This is a genomic window from Mycolicibacterium sp. XJ879 (genome assembly GCF_053483935.1).
In genome coordinates, this window is sequence record NZ_JBEFTH010000018.1 from 1 (window position 1) to 16,916 (window position 16,916).

Here is a 16,916-nt window from a genome sequence, read left to right on the forward strand (position 1 = left end):
CACCGCCCACCGCTCCGGACCCTTAACAGCCATGACCGGCTCCTTCCAGGATCGTGACGGCAGAGACGGCCGTCGGCCCACCGATATTGTGCGCCAAGGCGATCCGCGCTCCGTCCACTTGGTTGACCGCGTCTCCACGGAGCTGCTGGAAAAGCTCGACGCATTGCGCCACCCCGGTGGCCCCCGGTGGATGGCCTTTGGCCTTCAGTCCGCCGCTGGGGTTGACCGGCAGCGCACCGCCAACACTGGTGACGTCGGTCTCGACAAGCTTGTAGCCACCGAAGCGCTCTGCGAAGCCGAGATCTTCATAGCTGATCAACTCGATGCCGGTAAAGAAATCGTGGACTTCGGCCACATCGACGTCGGCGGGTGTCATACCGGCCATGGTGAATGCCTGCTTGGCCGCCCGGACCGTCGCGGGAAACGTCGTCATATCCGGTTTGTGTTGATGCATCACCGAATCCAAGCCCAGGCCGACTCCCCTCACCCACACAGGCCGGTCGGTGAAGCGGTCGGCCACGTCTTCGGCAGCCAGGATCAGCGCTGCTGCACCGTCGCTTTGCGGAGCACAGTCATACAACCCGAACGGCGTGACGATCACCGGCGCCTGAAGCGCCTGCTCGATGGTGATCTCGAAGCGCAACCGCGCCTTGGGGTTGTTGACGCCGTGGCGGTGGTTCTTCACCGCGACCATCGCCAGGTGCTCGCGGGTAGCGGGTGACTCGTGCAGGTAACGCCGAACGTGCAGCGCGAATCCGGCAGGCGAGACGAGGCCCAGCGGGTAGTCCCACGCCATGTCACGGGCCATCGCCTCCCACTCCCACACCATGTCCGCTGATGTGGTGTCGCGCAGCTTATCGGCTCCCATGACCAGAGCGACGTCGAAAGCGCCAGAGGCGACGGCGAACAACGCGTTGCGTACCGCGTCGTTTCCGGTGGCGCACGAGTTTTCCACCCGGGTGACCGGCAGGTCGGGCAATCCGAGCGTGTCGGCGAGGATTCCGGCGGGGAACCCGTCGGCGGTGCCCATCGCCCCGAACCAGGCGGCCTGCAGGTCGTGTTTGGCGATGCCCTTGTCCACGCTGGTTGCACACTCGGCGAATGCCATCGGCAGCAGGTCTTTCATGCCGAGCGCGAAATGCTCGCCGAACGCTGTCATTCCGGCGCCGACGACCGCGACGCGTCTCATGCCACGACCTGTTCTGGCTCGAACATGTAGCCGTAGTCGGGCACGCCGCTGCGCACTGCGACGCGGCGCAGCGCCAACCGGCCGCGGTCACCGATGTCGACCGTGCCGGGCGCGGCTCCGGTCACCTTGACCAGCGCGCGGACCCCGACGCCGTCGAGTTCGACGATCACCAGCGAATAGGGAGTGCGCAGACCGGGCACCGGCATCTGCACCGTGGTCTCGGTGTACACCGCTCCCGTTCTGGGCAGCGGCACCAGTTCGTAACCGGTGGACAGCGTCCCGTCGTCGGCGAGCCGGTAGCGCGGCGGAAAGTCCAGCGTGTCGCCGTCGGCGAAGCTGCCTGCTTCCCAACGGGTTTTGGCTTCGAAGGCCCGCTCGTATGCGGCCAGTGAGATCGGCAGATCGGCGTCTGCGACGTACTGGCCGTCGGGCATCGGTTGCGGCGGGGGCTCGCGGCGGTGCAGTTCGGCCACGCCTTCGGTGACCGTGATGCCGGACAGGGTGGCTTGTTCGACCGCCACCAGTGGCCCCGTCGCGTTTCGTTCGGCCATCCCGGCTAGCGCGAACAGGCTGGAGCTCGCCCCGACGGTCGGCAACTCGGGCGGATCGCCGATGCTCAGCTCCACCGCGGTGGCGTGGTCCACCCCGGCTACCGCGGCCGGGGTGTCCAGCCAGGCGGCTTCCAGGGAGGCGATGAGTCCCCGCTCGTGCAGCAACCGAAGGTCGCCGTAGTCGTGCACGTCGCCGGTCGCTTTGCGGGTGCGCACCGGAAGGCTGCGCGCGATGCGCGCCGCGGTGCGGACCTTCAGGCCGCGCTCGGCGGTCAGGACGGCGGCGGCGCCGGCGGGTTCGAGATCGCTGCCGATAATCAGCGTGCGCGGCCGCGCCGAGCTCAGCGCGTCGACGGTCGCGGGCGCGCCACCGAGGCGTTCGTCGACTTCCAGTTCCGGGTCCAGGCCCAGCCCGGCCAGCAGCACCGCGGCGCTGCTGCTGTCCAACATCGGCATGTTGCGGCTGACCAGGACGACGCGTTCTACTGCGCCACTAGCCAGCAACGCCGCACGGCCGGCTTCGACGGCCAGCGTGATGGCGTCTTCGTCGTCGCCCGGCACCCGGCGTGTGGGGCTACCCCAACACGGCAGGTAGGTGCCGATCGAAGCGACATGGGGCATTTGGTGATCCAGAACCTCTCAGCAACCTAGGTGACCGCGCCGGCCGTCTTGAGTTCGATGATGCGGTCCCAATCCAAGCCGAGTTCCAGCAATATTTCGTCAGTTTGCTCTGCAAAGCTGGGCGCGGGTGCGGTTTCAGGCGCCTTGACATCGAACTGCACCGGGTTCGCGACCAGTTCGAGCTCGCCCGCGGGCACCAGATATTCGTTGGCGCGGATTTGGGCGTCCTCGGCCGCCTGCAGGGTGTCCTGCACCGGCGCCCACGGTCCGAGCAGCGTCGCGAAGCGTTCGCTCCACTCGGCGAGCGGGCGCTTGGCCATGGCCTCTTTGAGGATCTCCGTTGCGGCCTCGGTGTTCTCCGCGATCGACTCGGTGGTGGCGAACCGCGGGTCGTCGATGAGTTCCTCGAGGTCCATGTGGCGGCACACGTCGGCCCAGAACTTGGTGGGCTGCATCATCACAAAGGAGATGTAGCGGTCGTCGGCCGTCGGGTACAGCCCGACAAGGGGGTTGATCGGCGAGCCGTGCACGCCGGGCGGAAACGCCTCCATACGTTGGCCGAGGTGTTTGGTCAGCGCGACGGTATGGCCCAGCGACCACAGCCCGCTGCCCAGCAGGGAGACGTCGACGACCGACGTCTCGCCGGTCCGCTCGCGCTTGAGCAGCGCGGCGGCGATCCCGCCGGCCAGGTTGGTGCCGGAGATGGTGTCGCCGTAGGCCGGTCCGGGTGGACCGACCATGCCGGGGGTGCCCGGTGGGGTGATGGTCGCGGCGGTGCCCGCGCGGCACCAGAAGGCGGTCATGTCGTATCCGCCCTTCACCGACTCCTCACCGCGTGGGCCCAGCGCGCTGCCCCGCGCGTAGATGATCGCGGGGTTGACCGCGCGGATGTCGTCGACGTCGATGCTGAACTTCTCACGATGCGCGGGCAGGAAGCTGGTCAGGAACACGTCGGCGCGGCGGGCCAGGTCCAACAGCACTTCTCGGCCCTCCGGCACCGACATGTCCAGCCCGATGCTGCGCTTGCCCCGGTTGGCGTGCTCGATGTTGGGGTTGGGGTCGCCTTCGACGCGCAGCAGCCCGGTCTGGCGCAGACCGCGCTGCGGATCACCCGTCACCGCGTGTTCGACCTTGATGACGTCGGCGCCCCATTCGCGCAGCACGGCACCGGCGGACGGCACGAAGCCGTACATCGCGACCTCGAGGACGCGGATTCCCTCCAGTGGCTTGCTCATTGCTGCCCCACCACCGTCGCGAACGTCTTGGATTCCAAGAATTCCTCCAAACCTGCGGTGCCCATTTCGCGTCCGATGCCCGACTGTTTGTAGCCGCCGAACGGGCTGTCGGGGCTGAAGTAGTTGCCGCCGTTGATGGAGAAGGTGCCGGTGCGGATCCGGCGGGCCACCCGCAGCGCCCGCTCCTGGCTGCCGAACACCGCCCCCGACAACCCGTAGATCGAGTTGTTGGCGATGCGCACCGCGTCGTCGTCGTCCTCGTAAGCGATGATGGCCAGCACCGGCCCGAACACCTCCTCCTGGGCGATCTCGCTGTCGGGGTCGACGTCGGTCAGCAGCGTGGGCGTGTAGAAGAAGCCGGGATCGACCTTCTGGCCTCCGGTCACCAGCGTGGCGCCCGCTTCGACGGCCCGCTTGACCATGCCGTCGACCTTGTCGCGCTGCTGCTCGCTGATCAGTGGCCCCATGTAGATGCCCTCGTCGGCCGGGTTGCCGTACCGCACCAGACCGAAGTTGTTCTTGACCAGTTCGACGATCTCGTCGCGGTGTTTGCGTGGTACCAACAGCCGCGACGTCAGCGCACAGCCCTGCCCGGCGTGGGTGACCATGCTGAAGGCGCTGAACAACGCGGCGGTGTTGAAGTCGGCGTCGTCGAGCACGATCGCCGCGGACTTGCCGCCCAGTTCGAGAAAGACGCGCTTGAGGGTCTCGCTGGCGGCCGACATGATCCGCCTGCCGGTCGGCGTCGAACCGGTGAAGGTGACCATGTCGACGTCGGCGCTGGTGGTCAACGCCGCACCCACATCGGGATCGGCCCCGCTGAGCACGTTGACGACGCCGGCCGGGATGTCGGTGTGGTTGGCGATCAGCTCGCCGAGCGCGAGCGTGATCAACGGGGTGTCCGGCGCGGCCTTGAGCACGACGGTGCACCCGGCGGCCAGTGCGGGACCGAGCTTGGCCAGGGCCAGCTGGTTGGGATAGTTGTAGGCGATGATCGCGGCCACCACGCCGGCGGCTTCCTTCTCCACCCAGCGGTGATGTTGCATGCCGCGGCTTTCGATGTTGCCGAGGTCTTCGGTCATCGGATAGCTCTTCAGCAGGTCGGCGTAGTACCGCACGATCGCGATCGGCTGGTCGAGCTGGGCTCCCGCGCACAGCGCGGGCGTCGCGCCGACTTCGGCGATGGTCAGGTCGGCGAGTTCGTCGCGGTGCTCGACGAGCGCCTGATGCAACTGTTCCAGGCACCTAATACGAAGCTGCGCATCCGTCGCCCAGGCGGTTTCGTCGAACGCTCGACGCGCCGCTGCGACCGCCGCGTGGGCGTCGGCGACGGTGGCGTCGGGGGCGTGGCCGAGCACCTCGCCGGTGGCCGGATTAACAGAAGGAAACGTCCGCGAGGTCTCGAGCAGCTGCCCGTCGATCAACATGCGTCGGTCGGCTTTCCCGGCGGCGGTGTCCGCCGGCTGATTGCCCTTCGGGATCGTGGTCGCTTCCTGCATCGTCCTCCTCAGCACACGTCCCATCTGGTGCAATGTGATGGAAACTTCATTCTCATCCTCGGCGAATCATACATTCGTACGAAGAGAACTCAAGGAAATGATCAGAATCCCTGCTGCCTGCGCTTTAATGGTGCGACAATCGTCGGCTCGACGTCTCATCGATGCGAATCGAACAGGCGTGATGTCTTGCGGGATCACAGTTGCCGAGAGTACGGTTCTCATATTCGGAAGGACGATTCTTGATAGTTGACGTTCGGGCGGTGGCATGAAGAACGCCGTCGTGACCGGTGGTGGTTCGGGCATCGGAGCTGCCATCGCGCATCGGTTGCGCGCCGACGGTCTGCACGTCGCCACGATCGACATCACTGCATCCGACGCCGAGTTCGCCTACACCGCCGATGTGACCGACCGCTCGCAGATCGATGACGCGCTCGCCGCGGTGCGCGCCCAACTCGGGCCCGTGACGGTTCTGGTCAACGCGGCCGGCCTGGAACGCTTCAAGCGCTTCACCGACATCACGTTCGAGGACTGGCAGAAGGTGATCGACGTCAACCTCAACGGTGTCTTCCACTGTGTGCAGGCCGTGCTGCCCGACATGATCGAGGCCGGCTGGGGCCGCATCGTCAACATCTCCTCGTCCAGCACCCATTCCGGGCAGCCGTACATGTCGCCGTACGTGGCGGCCAAGTCGGCGGTCAACGGGCTGACCAAATCACTGGCGCTGGAATACGGGCCGAGCGGCATCACGGTCAACGCCGTGCCGCCCGGGTTCATCGACACCCCGATGCTGCGCAAGTCCGAAGAACGCGGTTACCTCAAGGTGCAGGAGAGCATCGACACCACGCCGGTGCGCCGCATCGGCAGGCCCGAGGACATCGCGGCCGCTTGCGCGTTTCTCGTCTCGGAGGAGGCGGGCTATATCACCGGACAGATCTTGGGCGTCAACGGCGGCCGAAACACCTAACTGCCGATAACGAAAGGACACAACGAAGTGGGACGCGTACAAGGAAAGGTCGCATTCGTCACCGGCGCGGCGCGCGGACAGGGCCGCAGCCACGCGGTGCGGCTGGCCGAAGAGGGCGCCGACATCATCGCGGTCGACCTGTGCCAAGACATCCCGACCATCGGTTATTCGATGGCCACCCCGGAGGACCTCGAGGAGACCGGCAAGCTCGTCGAGAAGACCGGCCGCACCGCGGTGACCGCGCAGGCCGACGTCCGCGAAGCCGCCCAGCTGCGTGAGGCGTTGGAGCGCGGTATCGGCGAGTTCGGTAAGGTCGACATCGTCGTCGCCCAGGCGGGCGTCGCCGGCATGAAAGGCCAACCGCCGCTTCAAGCCTGGGTCGACGTCATCAACACCAACCTGGTCGGCACGATCAACGCGATCAACGTCGCGCTGCCGCATCTGTCTGAGGGCGCGGCGATCGTGGCGACGGGATCCACCGCGGCGCTGATGGACACCCACCAGAAGAACGATCCCGGCAACGATCCGGGTGGCATGGCCTACGTGCACTCCAAGCGCGCGCTGTCGGCGTACGTCCACGACCTGGCGACCGAACTGGCCCCGCGCGGCATCCGGGCCAACGTGGTGCATCCGACCAACTGCAACACCGACATGTTGCGCAGCGAACCGATGTACCGGTCGTTCCGCCCCGACCTGGAGAAGCCGACGCTGCAGGACGCCGAGCCGGTGTTCTATGTGCAGCAGGCGATGAAGGTGCCGTGGATCGAGCCCGAGGACATCAGCAACGCCGTGTTGTGGTTGGCCTCCGACGAAGCCCGTTACGTAACCGGGATGCAGATACGGGTGGACGCCGGCGGCTATCTCAAGTGGTACGACTACCACAACTAACCGGAGGTCAACGCAGATGAAGGTTTACGTCGACTCCGAACGGTGCCAGGGCCACACGCTGTGCGCGATGATCGCGCCGAATTCGTTCGAGCTCAGCGATATTGACGGCACCTCGTCGCCGGTCAACGAAGTGGTTCCACCGGATCAGCAGGACGCGGTGCGCGAAGCCGCGCAGTCCTGCCCAGAGCAAGCCATCACGATCGAAGAGTGACCCAGCAGAACACAGGAGAGCAGACGTGAGCGTCGACGACTTGAGCGCCGCCGACAGCGATCGCAAGAAGAATCGGTATCACTTCGATCGCCACACACCGGAATACCGGTTGCAGTTCGAAAAGATCACCGAGGAAATGCAGTCCCGGTGTCCGATCGCATGGACCGACACCTACAACGGGCACTGGGTCGCCGCCGACAGCAAGTACGTGTTCGAGCTGGCGCGCTGCCCGGCGGTGTCCAACCATCACGACATCACCGGCGAGACACCGTTCCAAGGCATCACGATCCCGAAAGCCAGTCGGGCCACCGTCGTGCGCGGCGGGATCCTCGAGATGGACGAGCCCGAGCACAGCATCTACCGCGGCGCGCTCAACCCGTATCTGTCGCCCGCCGCGATCAAGCGCTGGGAACCGTTTGTCGATGAGATCACCCGCGCCGCACTCGACGAACACATCGAAAGCGGCCGAATCGACTTCGTCGAGCACCTGGCCAACGTGGTGCCCGCGGTGTTCACGCTCGCGATGATGGGCATCGAGCTCAAGAAGTGGAACGTCTACAGCGAGCCCACCCACGCGTCGGTGTACACCCCCGAGCACGCACCCGAGCGCGAGAAGATCAACGAGCAGCACCGCGAAATGGGCATCGACATCATCAACAACATGATGGAGATCCGCGAGAATCCACGTCCCGGCCTGGTCAATGCGCTGCTGCAGTTGCGCATCGACGGTGAACCCGCGCCCGACATGGAGATTCTCGGCAACCTCGGTCTGATCATCGGCGGCGGCTTCGACACCACCACCGCGCTCACCGCGCATGCGCTGGAGTGGCTCGGCGAGCACCCCGACGAGCGGGAACGGCTCAGCCGTGAGCGCGACACGCTGCTGCACCCGGCGACCGAGGAGTTCCTGCGCTTCTTCACGCCCGCGCCCGGGGACGGCCGCACCTTCGCCGAGGACGTCGAGGTCGAAGGTCAGCAGTTCCAGAAGTTCGAGCGGCTGTGGCTGTCGTGGGCGATGGCCAACCGCGACCCCGCGGTGTTCGACAAGCCCAACGAGATCGTGCTGGACCGAAAAGGCAACCGCCACTTCAGCTTCGGGATAGGAGTGCACCGATGCGTGGGGTCCAACGTCGCGCGCACGGTGTTCAAGTCGATGCTGACGGCGGTGCTCGACCGGATGCCCGACTACGTGTGTGACCCGGAAGGCACCGTGCACTACGAGACGATCGGCGTCATCCAGGGCATGCGCAACCTGCCCGCCACCTTCACCCCGAGCAAGCCGCTGGGCCCGGGCCTCGACGAGACTCTTGAGAAGTTGCAACGCATTTGTAACGAGCAAGACCTCGCGCGACCGATCACCGAACGCAAGGAACCTGCCGTTATCACCTGAAGAAGTCACCCAATCCCCCACCGGGTGGTTTGATATGCAGCCAGGAGGACGTTGGTGAAATCGTTGAAGGCCCTGAAGGCGCTCATCGCGGCAGTGACGCTGGTGACGGCGGCGACATTGATAGCACCGCCCGCTGCGGCGATGATGACGTGGGGTAACTACGACGTGCTCACCAATAGATACAACCGGGCGTCGTGGGTGTGGTTCATCACGCCGTGCAATCCGCACAAACAACCGGACTGCGCGGCTGTCAGCGGGATATCGCGGTTGAAGTTCTACTACGAATACGACGGCGAGGCCTTCCTCAAAGACGGCCGCTACACGATGACCGTCGACGTGCCCGACGGTCTGCAATGCCCCGGGCATGTGATGCCCACCCGCGACACCTATTCCTGGGACGAGGTGTCGTTGGCCGGCACCATCGACTCGGTGTACGACGTCGGCTGCTTCGGTGGTCCGCCGGGAAGCCAGTTCTGGACGTTCGCGCTGCGCCGGCTGTAAGGATTTGTGTGCGTTTTGTTGCGCTGAGCGCGCATAAACGCACACAAATCACGTGAAGCCGGGCGGAGCGATGAAGCCGCCCAGCAGCCTTTCGATGTGCCGCGCGACCGTAAGCGTGGTGCGGTCCTCCAGATAGGGGCCGACGACCTGCACCCCGACGGGCAGCCCAGTCGCGGTGCGACCGACGGGAACGGCCGTGGCGGGCAGATACGCCACGGTGGCAAGACCCACCCAGCCGAAAAGGTCGAAGTACGAACGACTTTCCTCGCCAAACGGGATGAGCCGTTCGATGAACGGCTCATGGTGGTCGTGCGTGACGGCGGGCACGACGGTGACGGGCATCAGCAGCACGTCCACGTCACCGAAGAAGTCCGCCATCTTGGCTCGCAGCAGTTGGCGCCGCTCGTCGGCCGACATCCACTGGCGGTGCAGCAGTGTCGATGTCGTGTCCATCAGCGGGTACAGCAATATTTGGTGCAGACCGACCAGTTCGGCAAGCGTCACCGGAGGTTTCGCGTCGACGAGCCGCGCACCGGCCCCCGACAACGCGGTCACGGCCGCGTCGAGCACCGCGCCGACGTCGGACTCCACCGGGTAGTCCGCGTCGTCGAGCCATGTGGCTATCCGCAACTCACCCAGCGTCGACGCGCGCGCCGGCGGCAGTTCGAGGCGCCAGCCGACGGCCGACAGCTCGGTCGGTCCCGCGAGCACGTCGAGCGCGGCTTCGAGGTCGGCGACATCGCGTGCCATGGGACCCATCACCCCGAGATCGCTTTCGGCCAGCGCCCCCGGTGGCGGCGGCAGATGTCCGCGCTGCGGCACGATGCCCCAGCTCGGCTTATGCCCGCACACACCGCACCAATTCGCGGGCACCCGAATGGATCCGGCGATATCGCTGCCGAGTTCCAGCGCGGTCATCCCGGTGGCCAGCGCAGCGGCCGCACCGCCCGACGAGCCGCCTGGGGTGCGGCTGGTATCCCACGGGTTGTTGGTGGTGCCGAAGATGGGATTGTACGTCTGCCAGTCGGCGGCGCGGGTCGGCGTGTTGGTCTTGCCGAAGATCACCGCACCTGCCGCGCGCAGCCGCCGGACTGCCTGCGCGTCGTGGTCGGGCACACGGTCCCACTCGGGATGCCCAGCGGTGGTGCGCATCCCCGCGGTGTCGTAGGTGTCCTTGACCGTCATCGGCACACCGTGCAATGGGCCGACGGTCTCGTTGCGCGCCAGCGCGGCATCGGCGGCGTCGGCCGCGCGGCGCGCGGTGTCGGGATCGATTGTCACAACGGCGTTCAGCGGCGGGTTGAACCGCTCGACACGGGACAGATGGTGCTCGAGCAGTTCACGGCTGGACAGCTCGCGCCGCCGAATGGCCTCGGCCAGGCGGCGAGCGGGCTGTAGCGTGATATCGGTCATGGTCCCCATCCGTAACGCTGCCGAATTGCGTTGAACCGCTGCCACATCTGCGTGATGCGCTCGCCGCGGTTCACGGTTGCACTATCGCGCGGCAGCACATCGCCCAGGTCGGCGACCTTGACGAGTCGGGTGTGCAGTTCGGCGGGCGCGCCGTCGAGCATGTGCCGGTAGGTGAGGTTTCCGCGCTCGAAGCCCTGGGTGTCGATCCAGTTGTGGTACCCCGGATCCTGATGTGCGAGCACCAGGCGGATCTTGCCGTCACCGTCGACCGCGGTTCGGCTGGGCGTGTAGCTCACCGGCCGGTAGAGGTAGTCCATGCTGGTAAAGAACACACCCATGTTGGTCAACATCCACAACCCCTCGTGGGCGTCGAACTCGACGACGAGCGCTTCGTCGGGGCCGATCACCCAGTGCATGTTCGCCGCCGCGCGGCCACGCCTGGCGTCCGCGTCCGTTCGGTCGACGTCGGGGAAGCGGTTGGGGTGTTCGGCGTCCACCCCTCCGTAGCGGAACGGGTACTCGGGCCAGTCGTCCATCAGCCCGGTCACGAAATCGCCTGCCCACTGCATCGCCTCGACCATCGACGCCGCGGTGGGTGGCGGTTTGGGGGTTTCCATGCCGACGCGCTCGATCCGCATCCGCGCGGGCCGTTCCTGCCAGGAGTCAAAGCCCTGCCGAATGAAGAGTTTTCGTGAGCCCGGTGTAGTGGGCAGCCAGTTCGGCCCGCGCTGCGGGCCGCCGATGTAGATCTCGAACGCGCCGTCGGGTTCGACGTCCAGCCGATCGCCGAACAGGTTCACCTCGGGCACATCTCCGAAGGGTTCGGACAGCACGCCTGGCCCGTCGGACCTCGGCCCCTGCACGGTGATGTTGAAAAAGCGTGCGGTGCCGCGCTCCCCGACGAGGCGATAGGTCGACTGCCCGTCGATCCATGCCTGCTGGTAGAGAAAGTCCGCACAGTCGCCGCCGAGCTTGCGGGTGGGGTTGCAGAAGGTGTGGATGGCCGGGTAGCGGCTGTCCTTGGTTTCCAGCGCAAGGTCGAAGGCCTGGCCGAGGTTCTGGGTGAGGAATCGGAAGCCGTCGGCACGCTGGAGACCCGTGGGGGCGTTGTGGTCTTTGAACACCCGTTGGCCCGCCGCCTTGAGCCGGTCACAGAACTCTCCCCACGCCGCGTTCAGCGCGGCGTCATCCGGGCCGTCTCCGAACGCCATCGCTCTCCCCTATGCGCCGAGTCTTTCGAGCATGGTGGTTACGGTCTCACAGCCGCGACGCGCCGCGTCGAACTGTCCTTCTGCCTCGATGCGCGGCCCGATCAATTCCAGGTCGAAGCCGTGGGTATAGCCGCCCGCGAGCGCCAGCACAATGAACTGCTCGATCGGGATCGCGCCGTCGCCGGGTACGGCGCGCGCCGGCAGGGCGCGGTCGCCGAGCACGTAGTCGCTCAGCTGGATCTGTCGGGTGATTGGCAACGCCTGCTGTACCAGCCCGGCAAGGCCCGCTTCGGCCCAACAGTGGAACAGGTCGATGCAGACACCCAGCCCCGCCATCTCGGCCAGCGTGATCGTGTCCCGAAGGGTGTGGGCGATGTGCATATCGGCGTATAGCGCCGAGGCATTTTCGATCGCCAGCGTCACCCCCGCGCTTTCGGCCTGCCTGACGCAGGGCGCAACCGCCGCACAGAACCGCTCGGCGGCCTGCTCCCAACTGTGCTCGCCGCGGCCTCCGGTCAGCATGTAGACGACGCGCGCGTCCACCGCCGCGGCGGCGTCGATGACCCGGGACAGGGCCGCGGTCGAGCGGAACAGGTGGTAGACCGAGTCGACCACATAGCCGTGCCGGGCGACGAGCTGCGCCAGCTGCGGGTCGGTCAGCTGGGTGTCGATGAGGCTCAGCCGCCGCAGGCCCAGCGACTGCCAATACCGGTGCAGTTCGCCCGACGGCGCACCGAGGAAGGTCACGCTGTGCACCGAGAGCCGTTCGTGCACGGTCAGTTCCGCTTCTCGATCTCGACGCCGAACCGTTCCCGGAACGGCCGGAATTCCTCGTGCAGCGCGCCGAGGTCCTCTCCGATGTCGGTCAGCACCGATGTCGAATAGCGGAACTTGCCGTGCCGGTCGCCGGGATTGTTCACCAGGTAGGCCCGCATCGCCGCCTCCGCGTGCGCGCTCAGCGACCGGCCGCAGAAGTCGTAGAACCGGCGCACGGTGCCGACCTGGTCGGCGATGAAGTCGGTGTAGCGCACGTGCAGGATCCGCGGGTCGCTCACCAGCGGGTTGGTCATCGTGTTCTCGATGCTCTCGCGGGTCAGGTCCAGGTGCATCTTTGCCGCTGCCTCAAGGTCGATGGAGCCGACGATCCCTTCACCGATGTCGGCCATCATCATGGTGCGCGACGCCGCCACCTGGACGGGGTCGCGGTGCAGCCATAACAGCTTCGCGTCGGGATAGGCCGCAAACAGCTCGTTGAGCCGGAATCCGTGGAAGCCCTTGAGCACCCACTGTTTACGTGGCCGGCGGTATTGGAACTGTTGCAGCATCGCCTTGTGGATGCGGTACTGCGCCGTGGGGTCGGTGGGCAGGCCGCCGACGACAGTCGGCATCGGCACTCGCCACCACGCTGTCGGTGTCATCACCCGGAAGTCGAAGGCCCAGGTGCGTTCGTCCTCGGGCAGACCGTCGCCGAGCATGTCGTTGTACGGGTGGCTGTGCAGCCACTTCGGTAGTTTGGCGTTGATCTCACGCCAGTCGGCGTCCGCGCGGGCGCGGCGGGGATCGTCTGCTGCGGCGAGCCCTGGTGGCGGTGACGGGTACATCACCTCCCAGAAGCGCAGGGCGCGTGCGTCGGGGTCGACCGACATCAGCGCGTGCATCAGCGTGGTACCCGAACGCGGTTCGCCCGTGACGAACATGGGTCGCTCGATCACTTCGCCCGCCAACGGATATCGGCGACGGTCTTCGAAGAACTGCAGCCGCGTGGTCAGCAGCCAGTGACACACCTCGGCGGCCCTTCGCGCACCGTCGGCGTCCAAGCCGATGCTGTTCAGGTGCTCGACGACCAATGCGAATCGCTGCGGCAGGCTGACGTCACCGTAGTCCTGTAGTCCGGTGTCGGCCTGCGCCCGGTCCAGCATCGCGGTCGCGTCCAACCGTGCGCTCACCGCACTTCTCCACACAGCCGAAGAAGTTCGTCCTCGGCCTCGCGCACGTGCTGGGCCGACGCCGCCGCGTGCCGCAGGCCCGCCATCCCGCCGTAGTCGAGAATCTTGGGCACCCGCAGGCCCGCATCGACGTAGTCCTTGACGGTGTGTGCGACCTGTTTCGGTGTGCCGTGCGGGATCACCGCCAGGATCATCTCGGGCTGCACCGCTGCAAGAAAATCGAGAATCCGTTCTCGGGTGAGCACCGCGGGGTCGATGTCCTGATAACCGCGCCAGTTCTCCCCCATCGGGTGCTCGTAGCCGAATTTGCGCAGTAGCGGCGCCGATACCTGCAACAGGAACGCCTTCACCAGCGGTGCCGTCAGGATCTCCGCGAGCGCGGCGTCGTCGCGTGCGATCAGGCACACCTGGATGTAGCACGGGGTGATGGCCATCGGATCGCGGCCGGCCCGGTCCGCGGAAGACCTTACGGCGGTGAGCTTTTGCGCGTAGTCCTCGGGCGTCCATGCGCCGGTCGGCCACCAGCCGTCGGCGTAGCGCCCGACGATGTCCAGCGTGCGCTGCCCGCTTGCCCCGATCCAGATCGGCGGGAACCGGTCGCCGTAGGGTTCGGTGTCTAGACGCGCGTGGCGCAACCGGTAGAACCGCCCGTCGAAGTCGACCGGGCCGTCGCTGTCCCACAGCAGCCGGATCACGTGCAGCGCCTCTTCGAAGCGGCCGACCGGCCTGGTGAAGTCGAACCCGTAGGGCACGGTGTTCTCGGTCTCGCCGCTGCCGAGGCCGAGGATGAAGCGGCCCTTGGCCAGCTGGTCGATGGTCAGCGCGCTTTGGGCAAGCAGCGACGGATGACGTCGCACCGTGTCGACGACGCTGGTCACCAGCGGGACGTTGCGGGTCAACACCGCCGCAGCGGCCGCGACCGCCATCGCGTCGAGGTGCCGGTGCGGCGACTTTGAAACCGTTGCCAGATCGGTGAATTCCGGTGTCCAGATGGAGTCCGGCCAGAAGCTGACCATGTGGTCGGGCAGCCAGATCGAGTGGTAGCGGCCGCTGTCCAGCTCGGGCAGCTGCGACAGGTCCAACGGCAGGGTGGTGCGCAGGTAGGCGGCCGGCTGAACCTTCACGGCTTCCTTCGTGCCGAACGTGGATTACCGTCACGCGAAACCGCCGGATGGCGTGAAGCATGCCCACACTCGCGGCTCATGATCGGCCGATCTCGGACAGAAACGTTTGGGTGTGGGCAATAAGGCCGGTCAACGTCTTCGGATCGCCGGTGCACAGCTGGAATGCGGTCTCGGTGATCAGTGAGATGTCCTCGGTGTCGGTCTTGGCCAGGTCGAGTGCGCCCGCACCCTCGGTGGCGACCGGATTCGTCGGCGCCGCGGCGTTGACCGCGATGCCGTCGTCGTACAGTTCGGCCGCAAGGCTTTTCGTCAGCCGGTTCAGCGCCGCCTTGACCGTGCCGTACACCCCGAACCCGGCGCTGCGGTCGAACTCCGAGAATGGTGGACCCTCCGGCAGGTCGCCGCCGACCGACGTCACGTTCAGCACCCAGCCGCGCCCGCGCTCGCGCATCGCCGGGATCGCCATCTGCGCGAGATGCAGCGGCGCCATGACGTGCATCTCCATCATCAACCGCACTCGTCGCTCGGGGAACTCGTCGAGGGGCCGCAGGAACGTCACGGCGGCGTTGTTGACCAGGATGTCGGGCGCACCGACCTCCTGCACCACCTCGCCGAACAACCGGCTGCGCTGCTCGCTGTCGGACAGATCGGCCGCTACGGCGATGGCCGATCCGCCCGCGGATTCGATCTCCTCGAGCGTCTGGCGCAGCGAACCTTGGTATTTGGGATCGGGCTCGAGGGTGCGGGCGGTCAACGCGACGGTCGCGCCTTCGGCAGCCAGCCGCTGCGCGATCGCCTTACCGAGGCCTCGGCTGCTACCCGTCACCAGCGCGACCTTGCCGTCACACGACATCGTGGAACCTCCTACGTGCGGGGAATGCCTGCGAGTTTGTCGGCGAACTTGACTTCGGCGGCTTGTCGCAGTCGCAGCAGGTGCTCGGACGGAAACGCATCCGGCGCGGGCTCGACATCTTTGAGCAGCAGCCGCGCCAGCGTCACCTTGTGCACCTCCGTGGGCCCGTCGGCCAGACCGAGCACGAACGACTCCGTCAGGTACTGCACGAACGGCATCTCATGCGAGGTGCCCAGCGAACCGTGCAACTGCAACGCCCGCGCCGACACGTCGTGTAACACCTTCTGCATCATGGCCTTGACGGCGGAGATGTCCGCGCGCACCGCCTTGTAGTCGTTGTACTGGTCGATCTTCCACGCGGTCTGCAGCGTCAGCAGCCGGAACGCCTCGATCTCCATCCACGAGTCGGCGATCATCTCCTGCACCATCTGCTTGTCGGCCAGCACCGAGCCCTGGGTGTAGCGCGACACCGCCCGTTCGGTGAGCATGTCGAAGATCCGTCGGACGAGCCCGACGGTGCGCATGGCGTGGTGGATGCGCCCGCCGCCGAGCCGGGTCTGGGCCACCACGAACGCACCGCCGCGCGGGCCCAGCATGTGGTCGTCGGGAACCCGGACGTTCTCGTAACGGACATATCCCTCGCGCCCGCCGCCGCCGAGTGGTTGGTAGCCGAGCCCGACGTCGCGCAGCACGTTGATACCCGGGGTGTCGCCGGGCACCACGAACATCGAATAGCGTTCATACGGCGGCGCTTCGGGGTCCGTCATCGCCATCACGATGATGAACGACGCCATCGACGCGAAGGACGAATACCACTTCTCACCGTTGATGACCCAGTGATCGCCGTCGCGGGCGGCGGTGGTGGTGAAGACTTTCGGGTCGGCGCCGCCGTGGGGCTCGGTCATCGAGAAGCACGACACGATTCGGTTGTCCAGCAGCGGCTCCAGATACCGCTTCTTGAGTTCGGGCGTGCCGTAGTGCGCGAGGATCTCGCTGTTACCGGAATCCGGCGCCTGCGAACCGAATACGATTGGCGCGCATTCAGACCGGCCGAGAATCTCGTTGAGCAGCGCGAGCTTGACTTGACCGTAGCCGGGACCGCCGAGGTGCGCCCCCAGGTGGGTGGCCCACAGCCCGCGCTCCTTCACGATCTCTTGCAGCGGGGGGATCAGCGCCTGGCGCACCGGATCGTTGAGGTCATGCGACTCCTTGACGATCAGGTCGATGGGCTCGCATTCCGCACGCACGAAGGATTCGACCCACGCCAACTGCTCGGCCCACTCGGCGTCGGTCGTGAAATCCCAAGCCACAGTTCGTCCT

Annotated in this window: 16 protein-coding genes; 5 read left to right on the forward strand and 11 right to left on the reverse strand. The window is 66.4% G+C overall.

Annotation, left to right across the window (positions count from 1 at the left end; translation table 11 throughout):
• Window positions 1-22: 22 nt before the first annotated feature.
• The 4 genes from ABQF13_RS24040 to ABQF13_RS24055 are packed head-to-tail and all read right to left on the reverse strand — an operon-like array spanning window position 23 to window position 5,095.
• On the reverse strand, window positions 23-1,189 hold the full coding sequence (locus ABQF13_RS24040; protein ID WP_448395314.1) for a thiolase C-terminal domain-containing protein: 1,167 nt from the start codon (window positions 1,187-1,189) through the stop codon (window positions 23-25).
• Window positions 1,186-2,361, reverse strand: a complete 1,176-nt coding sequence (locus ABQF13_RS24045) for a Zn-ribbon domain-containing OB-fold protein (protein ID WP_448395315.1) — start codon at window positions 2,359-2,361, stop codon at window positions 1,186-1,188. Before ABQF13_RS24045 ends, ABQF13_RS24040 begins: the two co-directional genes overlap by 4 nt.
• A gap of 26 nt (window positions 2,362-2,387) precedes the next feature.
• A complete protein-coding gene (locus ABQF13_RS24050; RefSeq protein ID WP_448395316.1) occupies window positions 2,388-3,596 on the reverse strand; it encodes a CaiB/BaiF CoA transferase family protein in 1,209 nt (402 codons plus the stop codon).
• Complete coding sequence (locus tag ABQF13_RS24055; RefSeq protein WP_448395317.1) at window positions 3,593-5,095, reverse strand: aldehyde dehydrogenase family protein; 1,503 nt, start codon at window positions 5,093-5,095, stop codon at window positions 3,593-3,595. Before ABQF13_RS24055 ends, ABQF13_RS24050 begins: the two co-directional genes overlap by 4 nt.
• Before the next feature lie 265 nt (window positions 5,096-5,360).
• On the opposite strand from ABQF13_RS24055, the gene ABQF13_RS24060 reads away from it, so the two are divergent.
• The 5 genes from ABQF13_RS24060 to ABQF13_RS24080 all read left to right on the forward strand — a co-directional run bounded on the left by ABQF13_RS24060 (window position 5,361) and on the right by ABQF13_RS24080 (window position 9,049).
• Window positions 5,361-6,059 (forward strand): SDR family NAD(P)-dependent oxidoreductase, encoded by a 699-nt coding sequence (locus tag ABQF13_RS24060; RefSeq protein ID WP_448395318.1) that lies wholly within the window; start codon window positions 5,361-5,363, stop codon window positions 6,057-6,059.
• A gap of 27 nt (window positions 6,060-6,086) precedes the next feature.
• Complete coding sequence (locus tag ABQF13_RS24065) at window positions 6,087-6,947, forward strand: mycofactocin-coupled SDR family oxidoreductase (protein ID WP_448395319.1); 861 nt, start codon at window positions 6,087-6,089, stop codon at window positions 6,945-6,947.
• A 16-nt stretch (window positions 6,948-6,963) separates the two neighbouring features.
• Window positions 6,964-7,158, forward strand: a complete 195-nt coding sequence (locus tag ABQF13_RS24070; protein WP_448395320.1) for a ferredoxin — start codon at window positions 6,964-6,966, stop codon at window positions 7,156-7,158.
• 25 nt (window positions 7,159-7,183) lie between these two features.
• The gene (locus ABQF13_RS24075; RefSeq protein ID WP_448395321.1) at window positions 7,184-8,548 is read left to right on the forward strand and encodes a cytochrome P450; all 1,365 of its coding nucleotides are present in this window, start codon (window positions 7,184-7,186) and stop codon (window positions 8,546-8,548) included.
• A gap of 63 nt (window positions 8,549-8,611) precedes the next feature.
• The gene (locus tag ABQF13_RS24080; RefSeq protein ID WP_448395381.1) at window positions 8,612-9,049 is read left to right on the forward strand and encodes a hypothetical protein; all 438 of its coding nucleotides are present in this window, start codon (window positions 8,612-8,614) and stop codon (window positions 9,047-9,049) included.
• A gap of 48 nt (window positions 9,050-9,097) precedes the next feature.
• Here the strand turns inward: ABQF13_RS24080 and ABQF13_RS24085 are convergent, their stop codons facing one another.
• The 7 genes from ABQF13_RS24085 to ABQF13_RS24115 form a co-directional block, all read right to left on the reverse strand.
• A complete protein-coding gene (locus ABQF13_RS24085; RefSeq protein WP_448395322.1) occupies window positions 9,098-10,462 on the reverse strand; it encodes an amidase family protein in 1,365 nt (454 codons plus the stop codon).
• Window positions 10,459-11,673: a DUF1214 domain-containing protein gene (locus tag ABQF13_RS24090; protein WP_448395323.1), complete on the reverse strand. Its 1,215-nt coding sequence runs from the start codon at window positions 11,671-11,673 to the stop codon at window positions 10,459-10,461. Before ABQF13_RS24090 ends, ABQF13_RS24085 begins: the two co-directional genes overlap by 4 nt.
• 9 nt (window positions 11,674-11,682) lie before the next feature.
• Window positions 11,683-12,447, reverse strand: coding sequence for a sugar phosphate isomerase/epimerase family protein (locus tag ABQF13_RS24095; protein WP_448395324.1), 765 nt, complete (start codon window positions 12,445-12,447; stop codon window positions 11,683-11,685).
• 2 nt (window positions 12,448-12,449) lie between these two features.
• A complete protein-coding gene (locus ABQF13_RS24100; protein ID WP_448395325.1) occupies window positions 12,450-13,619 on the reverse strand; it encodes a sulfotransferase family protein in 1,170 nt (389 codons plus the stop codon).
• Window positions 13,616-14,743 (reverse strand): LLM class flavin-dependent oxidoreductase, encoded by a 1,128-nt coding sequence (locus tag ABQF13_RS24105; protein WP_448395326.1) that lies wholly within the window; start codon window positions 14,741-14,743, stop codon window positions 13,616-13,618. The genes ABQF13_RS24100 and ABQF13_RS24105 overlap by 4 nt, the downstream gene beginning before the upstream one ends.
• Before the next feature lie 76 nt (window positions 14,744-14,819).
• Window positions 14,820-15,596, reverse strand: coding sequence for an SDR family NAD(P)-dependent oxidoreductase (locus ABQF13_RS24110; protein WP_448395327.1), 777 nt, complete (start codon window positions 15,594-15,596; stop codon window positions 14,820-14,822).
• An 11-nt stretch (window positions 15,597-15,607) separates the two neighbouring features.
• Entirely contained in the window at window positions 15,608-16,906 is a 1,299-nt protein-coding gene (locus tag ABQF13_RS24115; RefSeq protein ID WP_448395328.1) for an acyl-CoA dehydrogenase family protein, read from the reverse strand.
• Window positions 16,907-16,916 lie beyond the last annotated feature (10 nt).